This window comes from Amycolatopsis orientalis DSM 40040 = KCTC 9412 (assembly GCF_000478275.1).
Classification (GTDB): Bacteria; Actinomycetota; Actinomycetes; order Mycobacteriales; family Pseudonocardiaceae; genus Amycolatopsis; species Amycolatopsis orientalis.
In genome coordinates, this window is the sequence record NZ_ASJB01000015.1 from 452,123 (window position 1) to 472,911 (window position 20,789).

The following is a 20,789-nucleotide window of genomic DNA, read 5'->3' on the forward strand; positions in this document are numbered from 1 at the left end:
GTAAAAGGACCCCTCCCTCGACTCAGCCGAGGAAACTCGACCTTCACTTTGCCGGGTACCTGGTGGGGCGCGTCTCGTGAGTGGTAATGACGGTTAGAACCGTCATTACCACTCACGAGCGCTCTAGGCCTTGGACACCCGCAGGGTGACCTGGTCGCCCCCCGAACTCACGGCGACCAGGTCCACCCGGCAGGCGGCGAACTCGACGGACTGCCTGCCACCACGTCCGGTGGAGGCCAGTTCCGCGCTCGTCCGCTCGCCGCGTCCCGGTTCGGCCAGGGTCAGCGCGACCACGGCCTCCCCTTCCCAGACACAGACCATGCCCTGGGCGCAGCGGGAATCGGATACCAGCTCGGTGAACCGGATGCTGACGTCCTTCGACGCGACCTCGGTGGTTTCATCGGCCTTGAGGGTGATGGTGTCCCCCAGCTCCACGGTGCCCTTGGCGGGCCGGGGCTGCTCATGTGCCGGTGCGGGCTGGGCGGCCGGCGGGGACACGGCCGCCGGTGGTTGTTCGCGCGCGGCGGAGCTACCGGCTCCGCAGGCGAGACCGGCCAGGGCGCAGAGGACGACGAGCAGCTTCTTGGGGTCCACGCGTACTGGACGTAGCGGAGCCTCCGGTCCGTTGCATCGCTTCCTCAGTCCATCTTTTCGACCAAGGCCCAGACCCCAGAGAGGTCCCTTTCACAGCGGCCGGTGCAGGGGGTCGTGAGTGGTAATGAGGGTTCTAACCGTCATTACCACTCACGACTCTGTGGTCAGTCGTCCGAGACGTCGCCGCCGTTCGCGTCCCCGCCGCCGCGGATCATGAACAGCACCGACTCCAGCTCCTCCGGCTTGATCAGCACGTCCCGCGCCTTCGAGCCCTCCGACGGCCCGACGACGCCGCGGCTCTCCAGCAGGTCCATCAGGCGCCCGGCCTTGGCGAAGCCGACCCGCAGCTTCCGCTGCAGCATCGACGTCGAGCCGAACTGCGAGGTGACGATCAGCTCGGCGGCCTGCAGCAGGACGTCGAGGTCGTCGCCGATGTCGGAGTCGATCTCCTTCTTCTCGCCCGCCTTCGCCGCGGTGACGCCGTCGGTGTAGTCCGGCTGCGCCTGCTCCTTGGCGAAGTTCACCACCGCGGAGATCTCTTCGTCGCCGACGAAGGCGCCCTGGATACGGACCGGTTTCCCGGCGCCCATCGGCAGGTACAGGGCGTCACCCATACCGATGAGCTTCTCCGCGCCCGGCTGGTCGAGGATGACCCGCGAGTCGGTGAGCGACGAGGTCGCGAACGCCAGCCGCGAGGGCACGTTGGTCTTGATCAGGCCGGTCACGACGTCGACCGACGGGCGCTGGGTCGCCAGCACCAGGTGGATCCCGGCGGCACGCGCCTTCTGGGTGATCCGGACGATGGCGTCCTCGACGTCACGCGGCGCGGTCATCATCAGGTCGGCGAGCTCGTCGACGATCGCCATGATGTACGGGTACGGCTGGTAGACGCGCTCGCTGCCCGGCGGCGCGGTGATCTCCCCCGAGCGCACCTTCTTGTTGTAGTCGTCGATGTGCCGGACCTTGTTGACCTGCATGTCCTGATACCGCTGCTCCATCTCCTCCACCAGCCAGGCCAGCGCCGCGGCGGCCTTCTTCGGCTGGGTGATGATGGGCGTGATCAGGTGCGGGATGCCCTCGTACGGGGTCAGTTCGACCATCTTCGGGTCGATCAGGATCATCCGGCACTCGTCCGGCGTCGCCCGCGCGAGCAGGGACACCAGCATCGAGTTCACGAAGCTCGACTTACCGGAACCGGTGGACCCCGCCACCAGCAGGTGCGGCATCTTCGTCAGGTTCGCGGTGACGAAATGGCCCTCGATGTCCTTGCCGAGTCCGATGACCATCGGGTGGTTGTCCTTGACCGTCGACGGCGCGCGCAGCACGTCGCCGAGGCGCACCATCTCGCGGTCGGAGTTGGGCACCTCGATGCCGACCGCGGACTTGCCCGGGATCGGGGCGAGCAGCCGGACGTTGTCGGTCGCCACCGCGTAGGCGATGTTCTTGGTCAGCGCGGTGATCTTCTCGACCTTCACGCCGGGGCCGAGTTCGACCTCGTACCGGGTGACCGTCGGGCCCCGGGTGAACCCGGTGACCTGCGCGTCGACGTTGAACTGCTCCAGGACGCCGGTGATCGCCTCGATCATGGCGTCGTTGGCCTTGCTGCGGGACTTCGGCGCGTCGCCGAGCTTCAGCAGGTCCGGCGGCGGGAGCTTGTAGTCGCCTTCGACGGTCCTGGTGACCGCCAGCGGCTGTTCGGCCTTCTTGGGCTTCTTCTCCGGGACCTCGACCGGTTTGACGGCGGGCTTCGGCGGCCGCAGCGGCGTCGGCGGTTCGGCCAGCGCGGCTTCGATGTCGAGCTGCTCACCCGAGTGGTCACCGGCACCCTGGCGGCGCCGCGACGGCTTCCGCAGGCGGACGGACTTCGGGTCGGCTTCGGTGACGGCGTCGCGTTCTTCGTGGATGGCCCGGCGTTCGGCTTCGGCCTCTTCGATCTCCTCGGGGTCGAGACCCCAGGTGCGCAGCCGGTGCGGGATCTCGCGGACCGGGGTCCCGGTGAACACGAGCGTGCCGAACAGCAGCGCCAGCACCAGCAGCGGCACGGCGACCCAGGTGGTGACGCCCATGGTCAGCAGGCCGCCGGAGAACGCGCCGATCACCCCGCCGGCGTACATCCGCCCGTCGTTGGTCTCGGGCAGCGCGGTGAAGATGTGCAGCAGGCCGAGGACCGACAGGATGACCAGGATGGTGCCGATGACCATCCGCGGCCGGGCCTCCGGCACCGGTTCGGAGCGCATCAGCGCGACGGCGACCACGATCAGGACCAGGGGCAGCGTCACCGCGCCCGCGCCGAGCACCGACCTGGTGGCGACCTCCACCCAGCCGCCGATCGGGCCCGCGGCCCGCCACCAGACGCCGAACGCGATCACCAGCGCCAGCGCGATCAGGCCGAGCGCGAGACCGTCGCGGCGGTGTTCGGGTTCGAGTTCACGACCGCGGCCGACCGTCCTGGCCAGCGTGCCGAGGCCCTTGGCGAGCAGGTTCCAGGTGCCGCGCACGCCCTTCGCGAAGGTTCCGGAAGACTTCTTCCTGGGCGCCGGACGCCGTGGAGCGGGCTTCCTCGCAGCCGTTGACCTGGGCTTCGCCGGGGTACGCGGTTTCCGCGCCGGCCCCTTGCTGCCGCCGCTTCGCGCCGTACTCCGTTTCCTGGTCGTCGACCCGCTAGCCATGCCTCCACGGTAACCGCCCAGGCCCTCCAGCCCCGGGTGCCACTCGGGGCACATCCGGAACATTCGTCTCAGGTCACAGCTTGAGCGGCCATCCGGGTGAAAAGCGGCTCATGACATGCTCTGCCCCATGTTCGCGCTGCATCAGGATGAGAATTCGGCTCGCCGCGCCCCGGCCGTCTGGCGCACGATGCTGAACATCGACCGGGGGCTGGTCAACTTCGTCGGCAAACTCACCGTGACCGGCGGTGTCCCGGCGGAACTGCGCCGGAAACCCCTGCTCATGACGGCCAACCACATCGGCGTCTTCGACGCGTTCGTGCTGATGGCCGCCTGTAAACGGATCGGCATCAACCCGCGGTTCATGCTGGCGGGCGGCATCCTCGACGCCCCCGTCATCGGCCCGGCGCTGCGGGCCAGCGGTCATCTGCGGGTCGACCGCAAGCAGGCTTCGACGGCCATCGGCCAGTTCACCGAGGCGGCCGAGGCGCTGCGCACCACGCGTGACCCGCTCATCGTCTACCCCGAGGGCCGGATCAGCCACGATCCCGGGCTGTGGCCGGAACGCGGCAAGACCGGCGCCGCGCGGCTCGCTCTCGCGGCCGGGGTGCCGGTGATCCCGATCAGCCAGTGGGGCGCGCACGAAGCCGTCTACTGGGGGACGGAGACCGTCACCGGGCCCGCCGATCTGGTGCCGCTGGCCAAGTCCGGGCTGAGCGCGCCGATGCGCCGCCCCCGGTTCAAGGTGCATTTCGGCGAGCCGGTGGATCTGTCGGAGGTCGAGCCGGAGCGGCCGGGCGCCGGGGTCCGCGCGCACGCCAGGATCATGCAGGCGATCACCGACGGCTTGGTGCCGCTGCGCCGCGACGAGCTGGAGAAGCCGCGCTTCCACGACCCGACGCGGCCGACCGACACCGTCAGCCCGTGGAAGAAGTACTGAGTTCCGGATACTGAGACCGGTGCTCACGTTCGCCTAGGCCGTGTCCTGTAAGTCTGTTCGATGGGCTTCGTGATCCAGGTGGTTCCTGGCGGTNNCGTGCCGTCAGGGACCGCCTGGGCGCGAAGACCGCGAACAAGACTTGCAGGACACGGCCTAGGGTCGGCGGACGTGAGCACCCGCATCCTCGTCGTCTACTACAGCGCGACCGGCAACACCGCGAAACTGGCGTCGGCGCTGGCCGACGGCGCTGGCGAGGCCGAAGCCGACGTCCGCGTCCGCACCGTCCCCGAGACCGCCCCGGCCGAGGCCGTGGCGAGCAATCCCCGCTGGCAGGCATGGGTCGACGCGGGGCCGCACCACGAGATCGCGACGCTGGACGACCTGGAGTGGGCGGACGGTTTCGCCGCCGGGAGCCCGACCCGGTTCGGCGGCCCCGCCGCCCAGCTTAAGTCCTTTTTGGACAGTACCGGCGGCCTGTGGGCCAAGGGAAAGCTGGTGAACAAGGTCGCGACCTCGTTCACCACCGCGTCGACGGCGCACGGCGGGCTCGAAGCGACCCTGCTGGCCACGAACAACATCTTCTACCACTGGGGCGCCCTCGTCCTGCCGCTCGGCTACACCGACCCGCGGCTGCTCGAATCGGGCAATCCGTACGGCGGATCGTTCGTCTCGCGCAAGTCCGCCGAACCCGACGACCTCGCCCTCGACGCCCTCCGCCTGCAGGGGCGGCGCCTCGCCACCGTCTCGCGCTACATCGCCGACGGACTTTTCAAGGACGGCCGAGGGGAACCGTAGGTCCGTCTCCCGCGTCGTAGCGTCGTCACACAGCGTCACGCTACGGGGAGGAAGCGGGATGACCGGCGGGTACGAGGTGGCTCTGGAGGCGATCGGCGCCGCGTCAGACGCGGCGAAGCGGGCTTCGGACGACGTCGGGCGGGTGGATCTCGCGGCCGCGCTCACCGGTGTCGCGGCGGGCCTGCCGGGCGGTGTGTCCGGTGAAGCGGCCCGGTTGCTCGCGGACGCCTGGGGCCGGGCGGTGCCCGGCTGGGCCGAGAACGCCGCGGGGTACTCCGGGCAACTCGAGGAAGCCGCCGTCCGCTACCGCTCGAACGAGCTGGCGGCGTCCCGGGAACTCCGCGGCTGATGCTCACCTGGGGCGACGTACGCCGCTGGGACCCGGCCGCGATCGGCGCGGTCGCCGACGCGCTCAACGACGGCTGCGTCCGGATCATCGCCGCGAACGACGACGTCGAGGCCATGGCCCGCTTCACCGGGTGGACCGGCGACGCCGCCACGGCCGCGTCGGTGCGGTGCGGATCGCTGACCTCCACCTTGGACCGACTCGTGGCCGGGGCGTCCGCCGTCCGGCGGGGCGCGCACGAGGTGCAGCTCGCGCTGGACCGGATCGTCGCGTTCGTGCGGGAGACCGACGAACTCGCTTCCCGGAACGGCCTGAGCATCGGCTCCGGCGGGGAGATCATCTCCTCCGGTGGGCCCGCGGAGCCGCGGGTCATGGCGGAACTCGCCGACCGGATCGAGCAGATCCTGCGCCGCGCCACCGACGTCGACGCGGACTTCGCCGCCATCATGCGGCGGGCCCTCCGAGGAGAGTTCACCGAACAAGGCGCCGGAACCCTCGCCCAAGCCGCCGACGCCGGAGTCGCGCAAAGCGGTCTGTCGATCATCGGCCCGCCGGAGAACGGCACGCCCGGTGACACCAAGGCGTGGTGGGACAGTCTCTCGGACACCGCGAAAGTCGCTTTGCTGCAAAGGAATCCGGATCTCGTCGGGAACCTCGATGGTGTCCCGGCCGCCGACCGCGACGCCGCCAACCGCGCCGTCCTCGCCCGCGAACTCGCGCGGCTGCACGGTGACCCCAGGCGCACGGGCCTGGAGGCCATCGAACGACGGCTGGCCCAGCCGGAGCCACGGGCCTTCCTGCTGGGGCTGGACACGAGCGGCGACGGGAAGGCGATCGTTTCGGCGGGGAATCCCGATACGGCGGTGAATGTGGCGACGTACGTGCCGGGGACCGGGTCGGAGCTGGCGAAGATCGGCGGCGATCTCAACCGTTCCGACAAGATGTGGGCCTCGGCGACGACCGCGGGTTCCCCGTCGACGGCCGTGATCACCTGGCTGGGTTACGACGCGCCGGACGGGATCACCGACGCCGCGAACGAGAAGTACGCCGATGGCGGGAAAGCAGCACTGGCCGGATTCCAGGACGGGCTTCGGGAAACGCATCAGGGGCCGCCGTCGCACAACACGGTGCTGGGGCACAGCTACGGCACCACCGTCGTCGGTCACGCGGCCCGCGACGGCGGACTGGCCGCGGACGAACTCGCCTTCGTGGCGAGTCCCGGCGTCGGCGCGCACGACGTGAGCCAGTTGCACCTCGATGGGGTGGACCCGGGCGAGATCGGCGGACATGTACACGCGACGGTGGCCGAACACGACATGATCAACCTGGCCAATCTGGAGATCGCCGGGTACGACCCGGTCCTCGGCCAGGATCCGACCGACGCGGAGTTCGGCGCGCGGGTGTTCACCTCGGCGCCGGGCACGGACGACTGGACCGGCTACAGCAAGGAAGCGCACAGCGAATACTGGGAGGACAACAACCCGTCGCTCCGGAACCTCGGCCTGATCATCGCGGGGAAACCCACTTCGTGAAACTCCCGCTCCTGACCGCTCTTCTCCTGTTCCTGACGGCCTGCTCCCCCGGAGGTGGAGACGCCATGAAACCGACCATCACCGAACAACAGGCCCGGGAGAAGGTCGAGGCGTACATCCAAGCCGCGTTCGCCGTGCTGCCCGGCTCGGCGCGGCGGAAACCGTTCACCCAGAACCGTTCCGAATGCGCCGACCCGACCGACAACGGTCCCCAAGGCCGCTTCGAGATCTCGGCGACCTACGAGGTGACCGGTCTCGAACCGGCGAAGTTCGCGGAGTACTTCGACGCCGTGGTCGGATGGTGGACGGCTCACGGCTTCAAGGTCCTGACGGATTCACGGCCGAAGGATCAGTACGTGTTCGCCCGCAACAACGCGGACGCGTTCGACATGTCGGTGCAGGCGAACGATCTCGGCAAGTTCTACCTCGGCGCGACCTCACCGTGTGTCTGGCCGAACGGCACCCCCGAACCCCAGGCCGTCGAAGCCGGCGAACCCGAGCAGCCGGTCGCCGCTGCCCCGGTACCGGAGCCGGTCCGCAAACCGCGCCGCGCCCCCGTCGACGACGAGGACTTCGACCGGACCGACTGGACCGACGGCGGCACCTCCTTCTGAGCCTCGTGAGTGGTAATGACGGTTCTAACCGTCATTACCACTCACGAGACCTGAGCCGAGGACCACCCGCTGGGAAAACGGGTCGCCCCGCCGCCACCCGGCCTCTACCCTCCGGCCGTGACCGCCGAACTCGCCACCGCCCCCGCCCGGCACGTCGCGCACCGCGGCCGGGGCATCACGCTGATCCTGCTCGCCGCCGTCTTCTTCGGGACGTCGGGTGTGCTGGGCAAACCGGCGATGCAGGCCGGGCTTTCGCCGGAACAGGTCGCGGCCATCCGCATCGGCCTGTCGGCGATCGTGCTGCTCGCGCTGGTCGCGGTCTTCCGCCCGAAACTGCTCAAGGTGACGAAGCGCGAATGGCCGCTGCTGCTCGCGTACGGCTCGCTCGGCGTGGCGGGCGTCCAGCTCATGTACTTCCTCGCGGCGGGCCGGATCCCGGTCGGGATCGCCATCCTGCTCGAATTCACCTCTCCGGTGCTGATCGCACTGTGGGTGCGGTTCGTGCGGCGGGTGCGGCTGCCGGGCGCGATGTGGGCGGGCATCGCGCTGGCGATGACCGGGCTCGTGCTGGTCGCGCAGGTCTGGGAAGGCCTCAGCCTCGACGCCGTCGGGTTGCTCGCCGGACTGGGCGCGGCCGTCTGTTCGGCGGGCTATTTCCTCCTCGGCGAACGCGGTGTCGCGGACCGCGATCCGCTCGGCATGGTCACCTGGGGGATGACGATCGGCGCGGTCCTGGTCTGCGCGGTCGCTCCACCGTGGACGATCCCGTGGGGTGTCCTCGAAGCCCCGGCGACGTTCGGGGCGTGGCATCCGCCGGTGTGGTCGCTGCTGATCGCGCTGGTCCTGATCGCGACCGTCCTCGCCTACGCGACGGGGATGGCGGCGCTGCGCCATCTTCCCGCGTCGGTGGCGAGTGTGGTGGGACTGGTGGAGCCGCTGATCGCCGCCGCCGCGGCGTGGCTGCTGCTGGGCGAGGCGCTCAGCTGGGTGCAGGCGGCGGGCGCGCTGGTACTGCTGACCGGTGCCTACATCGTCCAGCTGAACACGAACGTCGTCCAGACGGACTCAACCCTGCTTGAAGCCCCGTAGCTCGCTGATCTCCTGCTGCTGCGAACGCGACGTCGTCGCGGCGAGGTCGCGGGCGTCGGGATTACGACCGTGCTGGGTTTCGGCGTCGGCGATGCGGACGCCCGCCTCGCGCTGGCGGATCAGCCGTGCGACGAACTGGCGGTCGAAGTCCTTTCCGGACAGTCCGGCCAGCTGAGCCAGGTCACCCGGGCTGAGGTAGCCGTCGCGCTGGACGTGTTCGAGGTTCGGATCGTCCGGCGCGGGCTGGGCCCAGGACTCGATGAGCGCGGACAGCCGCGCGATCTCCGGTTCGTGGGTGTCGATGATCCGCTTCGCGAGCGCCTTCAGTTCCGCGTTCTCCGTCCGCGTTTCGGCCAGGGAAGCCAGATCCATGCCCTGCTGGTGATGCGCGAGGGCCTGCCGTGCGAACGCGACATCGGCGTCGTTGAACGGAACGGCGGCCTGCTGCGCCAGCGGTGACGAACCGGGAGGCGCCGTCTGCGACTGGGGTGCCTCGTCCGAACAGCCCGCGAGCACGGCGGCCAGGGCGACGGCAGGCAGGAACCGGAGGACGGCGTGCGGCATCGAAGTGCTCCTCGGAACGCGCGGTGGAGGTGCCTAGGTTCGCAGAGTCCACTTCGGCCTGTTCACCGGGGGTTGCGCAAATGCTTTTCCCCCGGCGCTCGCGGTGCGACAATCCCGCGATCCGCCGCCACTCCGACAGGAGGCAACCCGCGAATGGACGCCGAAACCACTCCGGACCGGACTGCCGAACGCGACGGTCTCCGCCCGGACCTGCGACAACGCCACGTCCGGATGATCGCGCTGGGCGGCATCATCGGCGCCAGCCTGTTCATCGGCAGCGGCGCGGTCATCCACACCGTCGGACCGGCTGCCGTGCTGTCCTACGCCATCGGCGGGCTGATCGTCGTGCTGGTGATGCGGATGCTCGGCGAGATGGCGACGGCCGCGCCGTCCCAGGGCTCCTTCATGGAATACGCGCGGACTTCGCTCGGCGGCTGGGCGGGCTTCACCGTCGGCTGGCTGTACTGGTACTTCTGGGTCGGCGTGGTCGCCTTCGAGGCCGTCGCCGGGGCGAAGATCCTCCAGGCCTGGATTCCCGTTGTGCCGCAATGGATCTTCTCGCTGATCCTGATGCTGTTGCTGACCGCGACCAACCTCGCCTCGGCCCGTTCGTTCGGGGAGACGGAGTTCTGGCTCGCGTCGGTCAAGATCGCCACGATCGTGGTGTTCCTCGTGGTGGGTGTCCTGTTCGTGCTCGGGCTCTGGCCGGGCGGATCGTTCTCGGTCGGCAACATCGCGCAGGACGGCTTCCTCGCCAACGGCCCGTTCTCGGTGGTGCACGGCGTGGTGATCGTGATCTTCTCCTATTTCGGCGCGGAGATCGTCACCATCGCCGCCGCCGAATCCCGCGAACCCGAAGCGGCCGTGCGCAAGGCGACGTCGTCGATCGTGTGGCGCGTGATCGTGTTCTACGTCGGTTCGGTGACGCTGCTGGTGATGATCACCGGCTGGCGCGACATCCCGACCACGACGAGCCCGTTCGCCGCCGCGTTCGGCCGGTTCGGCATCCCCGCCGCCGAGACCGTGGTCAGCGCGGTGGTGCTGACCGCCGTGCTGTCGGTGCTCAATTCCGGGCTGTACACCGCTTCCCGCATGCTGTTCGCGTTGCGCCGCAACGGCTGGGCGCCGAAATGGATCGCCGACACGAACCGGCGCGGGGTGCCGTGGAAGGCGATCCTGGTGTCCACTTCGGTCGGTTACGTCGCCGTGGTGATGAACTTCGTGTCCCCCGACAAGATCTTCTACTTCATCATCAACTCCGCCGGCGCGGTCGCGTTGTTCGTCTACGCGATCATCGCCGGGTCGCAGCTGCGGATGCGGCGCCGTCTGGAAGCCGAGGCGCCGGAACGGCTGAAGCTGCGCATGTGGGGCTACCCGTGGCTCAGCAGGCTCACCCTCGCCGGGACGCTGGCCGTGGTGGCGTCGATGCTGTTCGTGGACGCGGACACGCGGGCGCAGCTGTACCTGAGCCTGATCAGCCTGGCGGTGATCCTCGCCGTCTACTTCATCCAGCGACGGCGATCCGGCCGTAAATCCCGATCTGAGGTCTGAACGCCTCGTGAGTGGTAATGACGGTTCTAACCGTCATTACCACTCACGAGGCGCGCCTGAGAGACCGGAGAGGTCACCCAAGCACGCCAGGGCGACGGCCACGAGTGCGTGGCGCCGGGCTGTTCCACCCGCGCGCCGGTGAAGTCGGCGTCTTGCTCGAACTCGGCGTCGGCGAACGTGGTCGGTCCGCTGAACATCGCGTCGACGAAGCTCGTATGCGTGGGGAACGACGCGGCACGGAAGTCGGTGTCGCCGGTGAAGCAGGCCCTCTCGAAGCTGACGAAGGGCGAGAACCGGGCACCGTGGAAGTCCCCGCGGACGATCAGGCTGTCCTGGAGGTTGGTCTCCACCAGGTGGGTGTCGGCGAAGTCGGGTTCGACGAGCACCGCGTCCCGCAGGTTCAGCTCTTCGACCTCCCAGAACTCGACGGGCCGCGCCTCACCCGCGGGCCACCTGAAGTGCCGTGTGAGCAGGCCCTGTGCGGCGCGCCGGACTTCGAGTTCTTCGTCATCCTCGGACGGATACGGGAAGGGCTTACGCAAATAGGCGCAAGTCATCTCGATGACGTCTTCCCGGACGTCGGGGTCTTCGCGTCCGTAGCGCTCCAGGATCGCGAAGCTTTCGAGGCGCTCCGCGGCGTCCTCGCTCTCCATCATGGCTTCGAGGCGTTTCCAGTCGTCGCGCTGTAATCCCGGGACCATCTCCTCGGGCTGGATTCGCCGGTCACGGCGAGCGCCCTCGATGACCATCCGGACGAGATAGACCGCGCCGATCCCGAGCGCCACCCCCGCCAGCGCGCCTATGACGTGCACCCCCACCATCACCATGCACCGATTATGCGCGTGAAGGCCCCCTTCCCTCGGCTGAGTCGAGGGAAGGGGGCCTTCACGCGCGTCGAAACTAGACGGGGATGACCGTCGGCACGATCATCGGACGGCGCCGGTAGGTGTCGGCGACCCAGCGGCCGACGACCCGGCGCACGGCCTGCGCGATGCGGTGCGTGTCGGTGATGCCCTCGGCTTCGGTCCTCGCGAGTTCCATCTCCACCATCGGGAGCACCGCGTCGAGCGCCTTCGGGTCGTCGGAGAACCCGCGCCCGGACACCGTCGGACGGGTCACCGCGCGACCGGTGCTGGTGTCCACGGCGACCGTGATCGCGATGAACCCGCCCTCGCCGAGCACGAGCCTGTCGGACAGGGTCGACTCGCCGACGTCGCCGACCGAGAGGCCGTCGACGTACACGTGCCCGACCTCGACCCGGCCGGTCCGCGAGGCCTTGCCGTCGACGAGGTCGACCACCACGCCGTCCTCGGCGATGACCACGTTCTCCGGGGCGACACCGGTGCGCACGGCCAGTTCACCGTTGGCGCGCAGGTGCTTCCACTCGCCGTGCACCGGCATGACGTTGCTGGGGCGCACCGCGTTGTACAGGTACAGCAGCTCGCCCGCCGACGCGTGGCCGGAGACGTGCACCTTGGCGTTGCCCTGGTGGACGACGTTCGCGCCGAGCCGGGTGAGCCCGTTGACGACACCGAAGACCGCGGTCTCGTTGCCGGGGATCATCGAGCTGGCCAGTACGACGGTGTCCCCCGCGCGGATCGAGATCTGCCGGTGCTCGCCGCGCGCCATCCGCGACAGCGCCGACAGCGGCTCGCCCTGCGAACCGGTCGACACGAACAGCACCTTGCTCTCGGGCAGGTCGCTGGCCTGGTCCAGGTTGACCAGGAGGCCGTCCGGCACGTTCAGCAGGCCGAGGTCGGCGGCGATGCCCATGTTCCGGACCATCGAACGGCCGACGAACGCGACCCGGCGCCCGTGCCGCACGGCGGCGTCGAGCACCTGCTGGACGCGGTGCACGTGGCTGGCGAAACAGGCCACGATGACGCGCTGGCCGACCTTGCGGACGACGTCGTCGAGCACCGGGCCGATGTCGCGCTCCGGCATGACGAACCCGGGCACCTCGGCGTTGGTCGAGTCGACGCAGAACAGGTCCACGCCCTCGTCGCCGAGCCGGGAGAACCCGGCGAGGTCGGTCAGCCTGCCGTCGAGCGGCAGCTGGTCGAGCTTGATGTCGCCGGTGTGCAGCACGACACCGGCAGGCGTGCGGATGGCCACCGCGAGCGCGTCCGGGATCGAGTGGTTGACCGCGAAGAACTCGAGATCGAACGCGCCCACCGTGCGGCGCTCACCCTCGCGGACCTCGATCAGGTTCGGCCGCTGACGGTGCTCCTTGGCCTTGGCCGCAAGCAGCGCGTTCGTGAACCGCGAACCGTAGATCTTGAGGTCCGGGACGAGCCGCAGCAGGAACGGGACGGCACCGATGTGGTCCTCGTGCCCGTGGGTGAGGACGAGGCCGTCGATGTCCTCCAGGCGGTCTTCGATCGCGCGGAAGTCGGGCAGGATCAGGTCGACGCCGGGCTGGTCGTCTTCGGGGAAGAGGACCCCGCAGTCGACGATCAGCAGACGGCCGCCGAATTCGAAGACGGTCATGTTGCGGCCGACTTCGCCGATCCCGCCGAGCGCGACCACGCGCAAGGCGCCTTCGGGCAGCGCGGGCGGCGGCGTGGTCGGTCCGGGTCCGGTTGACAGTGAACTCACCGAGGCATGGTCCCAACGCTGGTATGTGAGGTCGGCGCCGTATAGGCCGCCGCTGAATCTGCTTGTGCCACCCGAGCACCATGCCAGTCACTGGCGGCGGTTTCCCCGAGCGGCACGCCACCCTGGGCGAGATCCGCGGAAATCGCCTGGAGCTGCTCGTCGTTCGCGGCCACGATGGGCAGCCGCGGGTCGCCGATGTCGAAGCCGCGCAGCCGCAGGGCCGCTTTCGAGAACGCGACCCCGCCGACGCGGGACATCGCCCGCAGTACCGGCAGCATGCCGCGGTGGTTGGTGCGGGCGGTCGAGGTGTCGCCGGACTCGTAGGCGTCCATCATGCCGCGGATCCGGCCCGCCACGACGTGCCCGATCACGCTGACCACGCCCGTGCCGCCGACGGAGACCCACGGCAGGTTGAGGCCGTCGTCGCCGGAGTAGTAGGCGAGCTGGGTGTTCGCGATGACCTCGGAGCCGGCGATCAGGTCGCCCTTGGCGTCCTTGACCGCGAGGATGCGCGGGTGCTCGGCGAGCCGCAGCAGCGTGTCGACCTCGATGGGGACGATCGAGCGCGGCGGGATGTCGTAGAGCATCACCGGCAGCTCGGTGGCGTCGGCGACCGTGGTGAAGTGCGCGTAGAGCCCGGCCTGGCTGGGCCGCGAGTAGTACGGCGTGACGACGAGGATGCCGTGGGCACCGGCCGCTTCGGCCTGCTTCGCCTGTTCGATGCTGTGCGCGGTGTTGTTCGTGCCCGCCCCGGCGACGATCGTCGCGCGATCACCGACGGCCTCGACGACGGCGCGGACCAGTTCGGTCTTCTCGGCGTCGGTGGTGGTGGGGCTCTCCCCGGTCGTGCCGTTCACGACGAGACCGTCGTTGCCCAGATCCACGAGGTGTTCGGCCAGCTCCTGCGCCCGCTTCAGGTCCAGTGCGCCGTCGGCGTCGAAGGGGGTGGCCATCGCGGTGAGCACGCGCCCGAACGGTCTTCCCGGCGCTGCGGTAGGTGGAGTGGACATGGTGTGAAGGTACCTCCTGCGGCCGTCCGACCCCGTGCCGACGTGGTCGTTCCCGCCGATGCGGGAGATTTTCCGGGGCGAGGCCGGACTCGGCGCAAACTATTTGACCTTGGTGGTGATCTGCGAGGTGAGCTGCCCGCCGTCGGTCTTGGCGAGCACGCACAGGTAATCGCGCGAGTAGTCGTTGTTCTCCTCGCTCAGTGGCCGGTTCCACTCCGCCTCGGTCGGGACGACGGCCCGCCACTGGAGCCCGCTCCGCTGCTGCTGGGGCACCACGCCCGAGTTGAACGTCGCCGAACAGATCGCCTCGGCGATGCGGTTCACCACTTCGGCTCCGGGGTAGGCGGCGACCGCGGCCTCCTTGTCGCTCGCCGACTCGACGCCGAGCAGCTCGCCCTTCGCGTAGATCTCGACCAGGTGATTCTTGGCGCAGTTCCCGCTGGTCTCGCTGTTCATCGTGACGTTGTCCGCGAGCGGGACGTTGTAGCAGTCCCCGGAGAGGTCGATCTTGAGCTGGCCGTTGATGCCGTAGGTCAGGGTGGGCTGGGCCTGCGCGTTCCCGGCGGGCGCGGCCATCCAGCGGCCGAGGAAGATGCCGCCGACCAGGGCGCCGATCACGGCGACCGCGGCCACGCTCAGCCAGAGGGGACGGAGGTTGCGCTTCGCCGGTGCGGGCGCGAGGCGGGTCATCGGCTGCCCGGGGTGCATCATCGCCGTGCCGCCCGAGGGCGGGGTCGGCTGGGCCTGCCCGCCCTGCGCGGCCGAGAGCAGGCTGCGCACCTGGTCGTACGACATCCGCGCCTCGGGCTTGGTGACCAGGAGGCCGAGGATCGCGGCCGCCAGCGGGCCCTGGACGCGGGTCAGGTACGGCGCCTCGGTCATGATCGCGTGCAGGGTGGCGGCGGTGGTCGACCGTTCGAACGCGACGATGCCTTCGGCGGCGAAGAACAGCGTCGTGCCCAGCGACCAGAGGTCGGATTCGGGCATCGCGTCGCGGCCTTCGACCCGCTCCGGCGCCATGAACGCGGGCGAGCCGACGATCATGCCGCTGGTGGTCAGGCGCGGGTCGTCGGCGGCGTGCGCGATGCCGAAGTCGGTCAGTTTCACCCGGCCGTCCGGCGCGACCATGATGTTCGCCGGTTTGACGTCGCGGTGCACGATCCCGGCGGCGTGCGCGGCCCGCAGCGCGGACAGCACCCGTTCCCCCACCAGCGCGACCTGCTGCGCGGGCAACGGCCCGCGCTCGCGCACCAGATCGGCCAGCGTCGGCGCCTCGACCAGCTCCATCACGATGTAGGTGGCGCCGTTCTCGGTGACGACGTCGTACACGGTGACGACGGCCGGGTCGTTGAGGCGCCCGGCGGAACGGACCTCGCGCAGCATCCGCTCCGTCAGCACCGAGGCGTCCTCGGGAGCGTTCGGGAACTTCAACTCCTTGATCGCCACCTGACGGCCGATCACCTGGTCCTGTGCCCGCCAGACGATCCCCATCCCGCCGCGGCCGAGCTCACCCAGCAGGGCGTACCGGCCGGCGACGATCCGCGCGCCGGCGGCCTGATACGTCTGCTGGGGCGGCCCGTACGGACGGGTCTGTTCGTCGGTCAAGGTTTGGTGCTCCTTCGGTTCGCGCAGGATGCTAACTCGGACCCGTTCGCGCCCCGAAAGGTTCCTTACCCCGGCGTCTGGATCAGACCGTGACCTCGTGCCCGGATTCCCGGAGCGCCTTCACCGCGCGTTCCAGCTCGGGAGCCCGGACGAGCACGTGGTCGGTGTCGAAAGTGGACATCGAGAACAGCGCCACGCCGGCGGCGGCCAGTTCGCTCGACAGCGCCGCGATGATGCCGGTCAGCGTGAAGGCCAGCGGCCCGCGGACCGACAGCAGCCTCCAGCCGTCCTCGACGGTGGCCCCGGCGGGCGCGAGCCCGGCCGGGCAGATCACCGACAGCTCCTCCGGCGTCCGCGTGATGGAGATCAGCACGGGTTCGCCGGGGTCGAGCAGATTCGCCGGAACCGGCGCGTCCGGGGCGAGGCGGGCGACCGCGTATTCGCCGGGCCGGACGTCGATCGCGAGGCGGCGCATCAGCCTTCGAGGACCTTCGGGCTCGACGCGATCTCGGTGCCGTCGGGCAGCGCCGAGATGGTGAAGTCCGCGAACACGTTGCCCGAGGCCTTCTGCAGCTCGCGCAGGCAGTCGATGGCCAGGGCGCGGATCTCGACGTCGGCGTGCTCGGTGGCGCGCATCGCGATGAAGTGCCGCCAGGCGCGGTAGTTGCCGGTGACCACGATGCGGGTCTCGGTCGCGTTCGGCAGCACGGCGCGGGCGGCCTGGCGGGCCTGCTTGCGGCGCAGGGTCGCGCTCGGCACGTCGGCGAACTTCTCCTCCAGCCCGGCGAGCAGCTCGGTGTAGGCGTCCACGGCGGCCTGCGAGGCGGCGAGGAACTTCGCGTGCAGCTCCGGGTCCTGCGCGATGACGTCGGGCTCGACGAACGCGGCGTCACGCTCGGGGACGTAGCGCTGCGAGAGCTGCGAGTAGGAGAAGTGACGGTGGCGGATCAGCTCGTGCGTCAGCGACCGGGAGATCCCGGTGATGTAGAAGCTGACGGAGCCGTGCTCCAGCACCGAAAGGTGGCCCACGTCGATGATGTGCTCGAGGTAGCCGGCGTTGGTGGCCGTCTTCGGGTTCGGCTTCTTCCAGGACTGGTAGCAGGCCCGGCCCGCGAATTCGGCCAGCGCCTCACCACCGTCGGCATCGGTCGACCACGGTACGTCCGACGGCGGGAAGAACTCCGTCTTCGCGATCAGCTGAACCTTGGGTGACACGGTCTCGGCCACGTTCGCACTCCCTTTCGACCCCTGCTCCACGACTCCGGGCAGCGTAACCGCAGCCTGCTTTGACGGCGGGGCGACATCACGGTGACGTCAGAGTCTCCTTGACTGACATTACAAGTGACGTCATAGTGGTGTCATGGATCTGACGCCGTACATCACAAGCCTTCGCGAGGACCTCGCGAACACGGCTTCGGCCGGCGACGAGCAGACGCGGCGCGCTGCCGCGCTGCTGTCGTCGGCGCTGGAGCCCGCCGCCCGCCTGACCATCATGAACGCCCTCGCGGACCTGGCCGCCGAAGTGACCTCGGCGCTGCCGGGGCACGTCGTCGACGTCCGGCTCGACGGCCGCGACGTGCGCGTCGTCGTCACCGGTTCCGGCGAGGGCACCGAGCAGAACGCGCCCCGTCAGGAAGCGCCGCGGGAGACGCCGCGCGCGCCCAAGGTGGACACGGGCGACATCACCCGGATCACGCTGCGCCTGTTCGAGCAGGTCAAGGGCCAGGCCGAAGCCGCGGCCGCCTCTCAGGGCGTGTCGCTGAACACGTTCGTCTCGCAGGCCGTCCAGGGGGCGCTGGGCAAGAGCGGGAGCGAGCACTGGCACCACAAGCAGAAGCCGGGCGGCGGTGCCGGTTCACACCTGCACGGCTGGGTCCAGGGCTGAGGGGGACGGAAATGACCGAGGAAAACACTCCCGCCGGTGAAGAGACCGTGCGCGTCGAGGACTTCGAGGCCGAGGGCCCGATCGAGATCGACGTGAGCGTGGCCATCGGCCGGGTGACCATCGAACTGACCGGGGAAAGCGGCGTCCACGCCGAGGTCCGCCGCGACGGCGGCGAACAGCAGCCGTGGGTGGACGGGATGACGAGCCTGCTCAGCTGGGTCGGCGAACGCTTCGGCGACCAGCTCGGCGGTTCGCCGGGGGCGTCGGCGAGTGACGCCGTGACGCAGACGCGGATCGAGAAGGTCGGCAACCGGCTGGTCGTCCAGGCGCCGAAGGCCTGGCAGCTGAAGAACATCCCGCTCGCCGTGACCGTCCGGGCACCCGCCGGTTCGCATCTGGAGGTGCGGGCCGGGGCCGCCGACGTCGCGGTGACCGGTTCCGCGGGCCGGGCCGACATCATGACCGGCGCGGGCACTGTCGGCCTGGAGCACGCCGACGGTTCGGCGATCGTCCGCACCGGCACCGGCGACATCAAACTCGGGCCGACGGTCTCCGGCCTCCAGCTGCGCACCGGCAGCGGCTGCGTCGAAGCGGCCGCGGTCAGCGGTTCGGCCACGGTCGCGACCGGCACCGGCGACGTCTGGCTCGGCGAGGTCGCGGGCGAGGTACTCGCGCGCACCGGCAGCGGCGACCTCTCGGTGGCGGACGCCACCTCCGGGTCGCTGGAGCTGACCACCGGATCGGGCGACGTCCGGGTCGGGATCGGCGGCGGCGTTCAGGCGGAGATCGACCTTTCGTCGACGACGGGTTCGGTGTCGAGCGAGCTGGAGGTCGCGGAGAGCGCCCCTTCGGAGGTCTCGCTGAAGGTGCGGGCGCGCACCGGCACCGGGGACGCGGTGGTGACGAGCGCGGCCAGCTGAGGTCGCGTACCGCAGGGGGATCGAGGGACCTTTGCTCTCACTTTTCCACGGGGGTGAGAGCAAAGGTCCCTCGCGGCAACCGCCGCAATGAAAGGTCCTTTCCTTGCAAATTTTGCAAGGAAAGGACCTTTCATTGCATTCGGGAGGAGGACCCCACGGGTGGCTTTCGCAACGTCGGCTGTGGCGGTTGACTCGCGGGCACGGGTGGTCCGTGAAGGCCCCTATCTCTCGGCTCAGCGCACCAGCCGTGAAAGCACCGGGGCGAGATCGCCTCGCTCCCCCACCGCGGCCCCGTCCAGCCCCTGCCACTCCGCCATCAGCCGCAGCTCGCCCGCCAGCTCGCTCGCGACCCGCGCGACGTCCACGCCGGGCTCGGCGAAGGCGCCCTGGACGCGAAGCAGCCCGGCGGCACGATCGGCCTTGAGGTCGACCCGGCCGACGAGTTCGCCGTCGAGCAGGAACGGGAACACGTAGTAGCCGTAGATCCGCTTCGGCTCGGGAACGTAGATCTCGATGCGGTAGAAGAAGTCGAAGATGCGCTCGGTGCGGGCGCGTTCCCAGATCAGCGGGTCGAACGGCGACAGCAGCGCCCGGCCGGTGACCGACCGCGGCGCCTTCGCCGCGACGTGCCGGTATGCCGGGGCGGACCAGCCGTCCACGGTCACCGGTTCCAGCACCCCCGCCTCGACCAGCTCGGCCACCGCCCGCTTACTGACGTCCGGGCCGAGCCGGTAGTAGTCCCGCAGGTCCGGTTCGGTCCCGATACCGAGGGCGACGGCCGAGCGGGTGATCAGTTCGCGGGCGCCCTCTTCGGGGGTCACCTGCCGCGACAGGATCTCCGGCGGCACCACACGTTCGGTCAGGTCGTACAGCCGCTCGAACGACCGGCGCGTGCCCGTCGTCAGCTGGCCCACGCCGAACAGCCACTCGCAGGCCTTCTTGACCTCCGAGCGCTCCCACCACGAGCCGGGTTTACGGCGGGCGCCGTCGCTCTCCAGCGCGCGCTCGATGCCGCCCGCGCCGATCGGTCCCTGTTCCTTGACCACGGCGAGGATGTCGTCCACCAGCCCGGGTGTCTGCTCCAGCACCCGCGCGTAGTTCGTCCACCAGCCCATGCGTTTCGCCCCGGACCGCAGCAGCGGCCAGTCCGCCACCGGCAGCAGACTCGCCTCATGCGCCCAGGATTCGACCAGCATCCGGGGCTTGCGCGCGGAATGGGACCAGGCCGCGTCGTCCACCAGCGTGGACTCGTACGCGCCGAGCCGGGAGAACAACGGCATGTAGTGCGCGCGGACCGCGACGTTCACCGAATCCAGCTGCAGCAACTGGATCTTCGACAGCACGCGCTGCAGATGCCGTCTGGTCACCGCCCCGCCGGGACGCGCGTCGCCGAATCCTTGTGCGGCCAGGGCGATCCGGCGCGCGACCGGCCCGCTGATGGTCGTAGTGCTCATCATCAGCATGCTGCCATCCGCCACCGACAGTTTTCGACGGGAGCAGTAACCTCCCGGGCATGGCCGCCGCCGAAGTCCGCCCCGCCGTCGTGTCCGACGCCGCCGAAATCGCCCGTATCCAACGCGACACCTGGCGAAGCGCCTACACGGAACTGCTCGGCGAAGCGGCCGTCGCCGAACTCGACGTCGTGGAACTCGAGAAGACCTGGGCCGAAACGATCGAGTACCCGAGGACGCGCGTCTTCCTCGCCACCGAAGGCGAGTTCACCGTCGGCTTCTGCGTCGCCGGACGGGCGCCGGAGAGCGAGGTGGCCGCCGCCGACGGATCGCTGCCCGACGACGCCCCGACAACGGCGCTCATCACGTCTCTGCTGGTCGAGCCGCGCTGGGGACGGCGAGGGCACGCGGGACGGCTGCTGGCGAACGCGTCCGCCTGGCTGCGCGGGGACGGCGCCACCCGCGGGATCAGCTGGGTCGCCCAGACCGATCACGCGTCACTGGGCTTCTTCCGCCGCGCGGGCTGGTCCCCCGACGGGACCGTCCGCATCCTCGACACCGGAAGCACGAACGTGCGCGAGGTCCGGCTCACCGGCGACCTCGACCTCGAGCTCACTTCCTGACTTCGC

General features: G+C 69.8%; 20 protein-coding genes. 10 read left to right on the top strand and 10 right to left on the bottom strand.

Translation table 11 applies throughout. The features are described 5' to 3' along the window. Nucleotides 1-123: 123 nt before the first annotated feature. Together L324_RS04560 and L324_RS04565 are read right to left on the bottom strand one after the other, a co-directional pair. On the bottom strand, nt 124-594 hold the full coding sequence (locus L324_RS04560) for a hypothetical protein (protein WP_037304325.1): 471 nt from the start codon (nt 592-594) through the stop codon (nt 124-126). 164 nt (nt 595-758) lie between these two features. Continuing rightward, complete coding sequence (locus tag L324_RS04565; protein WP_037304326.1) at nt 759-3,092, bottom strand: FtsK/SpoIIIE family DNA translocase; 2,334 nt, start codon at nt 3,090-3,092, stop codon at nt 759-761. A 298-nt stretch (nt 3,093-3,390) separates the two neighbouring features. Here L324_RS04565 and L324_RS04570 point away from each other — a divergent pair, with 298 nt between their 5' ends. The 6 genes from L324_RS04570 (at nt 3,391) to L324_RS04595 (ending at nt 8,576) form a co-directional block, all read left to right on the top strand. Next, complete coding sequence (locus L324_RS04570; protein WP_037304327.1) at nt 3,391-4,200, top strand: lysophospholipid acyltransferase family protein; 810 nt, start codon at nt 3,391-3,393, stop codon at nt 4,198-4,200. A 168-nt stretch (nt 4,201-4,368) separates the two neighbouring features. Next, complete coding sequence (gene wrbA / locus L324_RS04575) at nt 4,369-4,995, top strand: NAD(P)H:quinone oxidoreductase (protein WP_037304329.1); 627 nt, start codon at nt 4,369-4,371, stop codon at nt 4,993-4,995. A 58-nt stretch (nt 4,996-5,053) separates the two neighbouring features. Continuing rightward, on the top strand, nt 5,054-5,344 hold the full coding sequence (locus tag L324_RS04580) for a hypothetical protein (RefSeq protein WP_037304332.1): 291 nt from the start codon (nt 5,054-5,056) through the stop codon (nt 5,342-5,344). After that, complete coding sequence (locus tag L324_RS04585) at nt 5,344-6,873, top strand: alpha/beta hydrolase (protein WP_037304334.1); 1,530 nt, start codon at nt 5,344-5,346, stop codon at nt 6,871-6,873. Before L324_RS04580 ends, L324_RS04585 begins: the two co-directional genes overlap by 1 nt. A gap of 65 nt (nt 6,874-6,938) precedes the next feature. Beyond that, a complete protein-coding gene (locus L324_RS04590; protein ID WP_037304495.1) occupies nt 6,939-7,487 on the top strand; it encodes a hypothetical protein in 549 nt (182 codons plus the stop codon). 117 nt (nt 7,488-7,604) lie between these two features. After that, nucleotides 7,605-8,576 carry an EamA family transporter gene (locus L324_RS04595; RefSeq protein ID WP_037304336.1) on the top strand — a complete coding sequence of 324 codons (972 nt, stop codon included), beginning with the start codon at nt 7,605-7,607 and terminating at the stop codon, nt 8,574-8,576. On the opposite strand, the gene L324_RS04600 is transcribed toward L324_RS04595, so the two are convergent. Continuing rightward, nucleotides 8,553-9,140, bottom strand: a complete 588-nt coding sequence (locus L324_RS04600; RefSeq protein ID WP_037304338.1) for a DUF305 domain-containing protein — start codon at nt 9,138-9,140, stop codon at nt 8,553-8,555. The genes L324_RS04595 and L324_RS04600 overlap by 24 nt on opposite strands. 153 nt (nt 9,141-9,293) lie before the next feature. Here L324_RS04600 and L324_RS04605 point away from each other — a divergent pair, with 153 nt between their 5' ends. Beyond that, nucleotides 9,294-10,691, top strand: coding sequence for an amino acid permease (locus tag L324_RS04605; protein WP_051173613.1), 1,398 nt, complete (start codon nt 9,294-9,296; stop codon nt 10,689-10,691). Between the two features lie 26 nt (nt 10,692-10,717). Here the strand turns inward: L324_RS04605 and L324_RS04610 are convergent, their stop codons facing one another. The 6 genes from L324_RS04610 to thyX all read right to left on the bottom strand — a co-directional run bounded on the left by L324_RS04610 (nt 10,718) and on the right by thyX (nt 17,131). Further along, nucleotides 10,718-11,518 (bottom strand): pentapeptide repeat-containing protein, encoded by an 801-nt coding sequence (locus L324_RS04610; RefSeq protein WP_037304340.1) that lies wholly within the window; start codon nt 11,516-11,518, stop codon nt 10,718-10,720. A 73-nt stretch (nt 11,519-11,591) separates the two neighbouring features. Beyond that, nucleotides 11,592-13,280 carry a ribonuclease J gene (locus L324_RS04615; protein WP_438938438.1) on the bottom strand — a complete coding sequence of 563 codons (1,689 nt, stop codon included), beginning with the start codon at nt 13,278-13,280 and terminating at the stop codon, nt 11,592-11,594. 5 nt (nt 13,281-13,285) lie between these two features. Further along, nucleotides 13,286-14,299, bottom strand: a complete 1,014-nt coding sequence (gene dapA, locus L324_RS04620) for a 4-hydroxy-tetrahydrodipicolinate synthase (protein ID WP_037304344.1) — start codon at nt 14,297-14,299, stop codon at nt 13,286-13,288. Between the two features lie 99 nt (nt 14,300-14,398). Continuing rightward, nucleotides 14,399-15,904, bottom strand: a complete 1,506-nt coding sequence (locus L324_RS04625; protein ID WP_037304345.1) for a serine/threonine-protein kinase — start codon at nt 15,902-15,904, stop codon at nt 14,399-14,401. Nucleotides 15,905-15,986: 82 nt separating this feature from the next. Beyond that, on the bottom strand, nt 15,987-16,379 hold the full coding sequence (locus L324_RS04630; protein ID WP_037304346.1) for an ACT domain-containing protein: 393 nt from the start codon (nt 16,377-16,379) through the stop codon (nt 15,987-15,989). Next, on the bottom strand, nt 16,379-17,131 hold the full coding sequence (gene thyX, locus L324_RS04635; protein WP_037304347.1) for an FAD-dependent thymidylate synthase: 753 nt from the start codon (nt 17,129-17,131) through the stop codon (nt 16,379-16,381). The genes L324_RS04630 and thyX overlap by 1 nt, the downstream gene beginning before the upstream one ends. A gap of 133 nt (nt 17,132-17,264) precedes the next feature. On the opposite strand from thyX, the gene L324_RS04640 reads away from it, so the two are divergent. Both L324_RS04640 and L324_RS04645 read left to right on the top strand, forming a co-directional pair. Beyond that, complete coding sequence (locus L324_RS04640) at nt 17,265-17,789, top strand: toxin-antitoxin system HicB family antitoxin (protein ID WP_037304348.1); 525 nt, start codon at nt 17,265-17,267, stop codon at nt 17,787-17,789. An 11-nt stretch (nt 17,790-17,800) separates the two neighbouring features. Further along, nucleotides 17,801-18,709: a DUF4097 family beta strand repeat-containing protein gene (locus L324_RS04645; protein ID WP_037304350.1), complete on the top strand. Its 909-nt coding sequence runs from the start codon at nt 17,801-17,803 to the stop codon at nt 18,707-18,709. Between the two features lie 233 nt (nt 18,710-18,942). On the opposite strand, the gene L324_RS04650 is transcribed toward L324_RS04645, so the two are convergent. Further along, nucleotides 18,943-20,163, bottom strand: coding sequence for a winged helix-turn-helix domain-containing protein (locus L324_RS04650; protein ID WP_037304500.1), 1,221 nt, complete (start codon nt 20,161-20,163; stop codon nt 18,943-18,945). Between the two features lie 59 nt (nt 20,164-20,222). On the opposite strand from L324_RS04650, the gene L324_RS41300 reads away from it, so the two are divergent. Further along, complete coding sequence (locus tag L324_RS41300) at nt 20,223-20,783, top strand: GNAT family N-acetyltransferase (RefSeq protein WP_081736180.1); 561 nt, start codon at nt 20,223-20,225, stop codon at nt 20,781-20,783. Nucleotides 20,784-20,789: the final 6 nt, after the last annotated feature.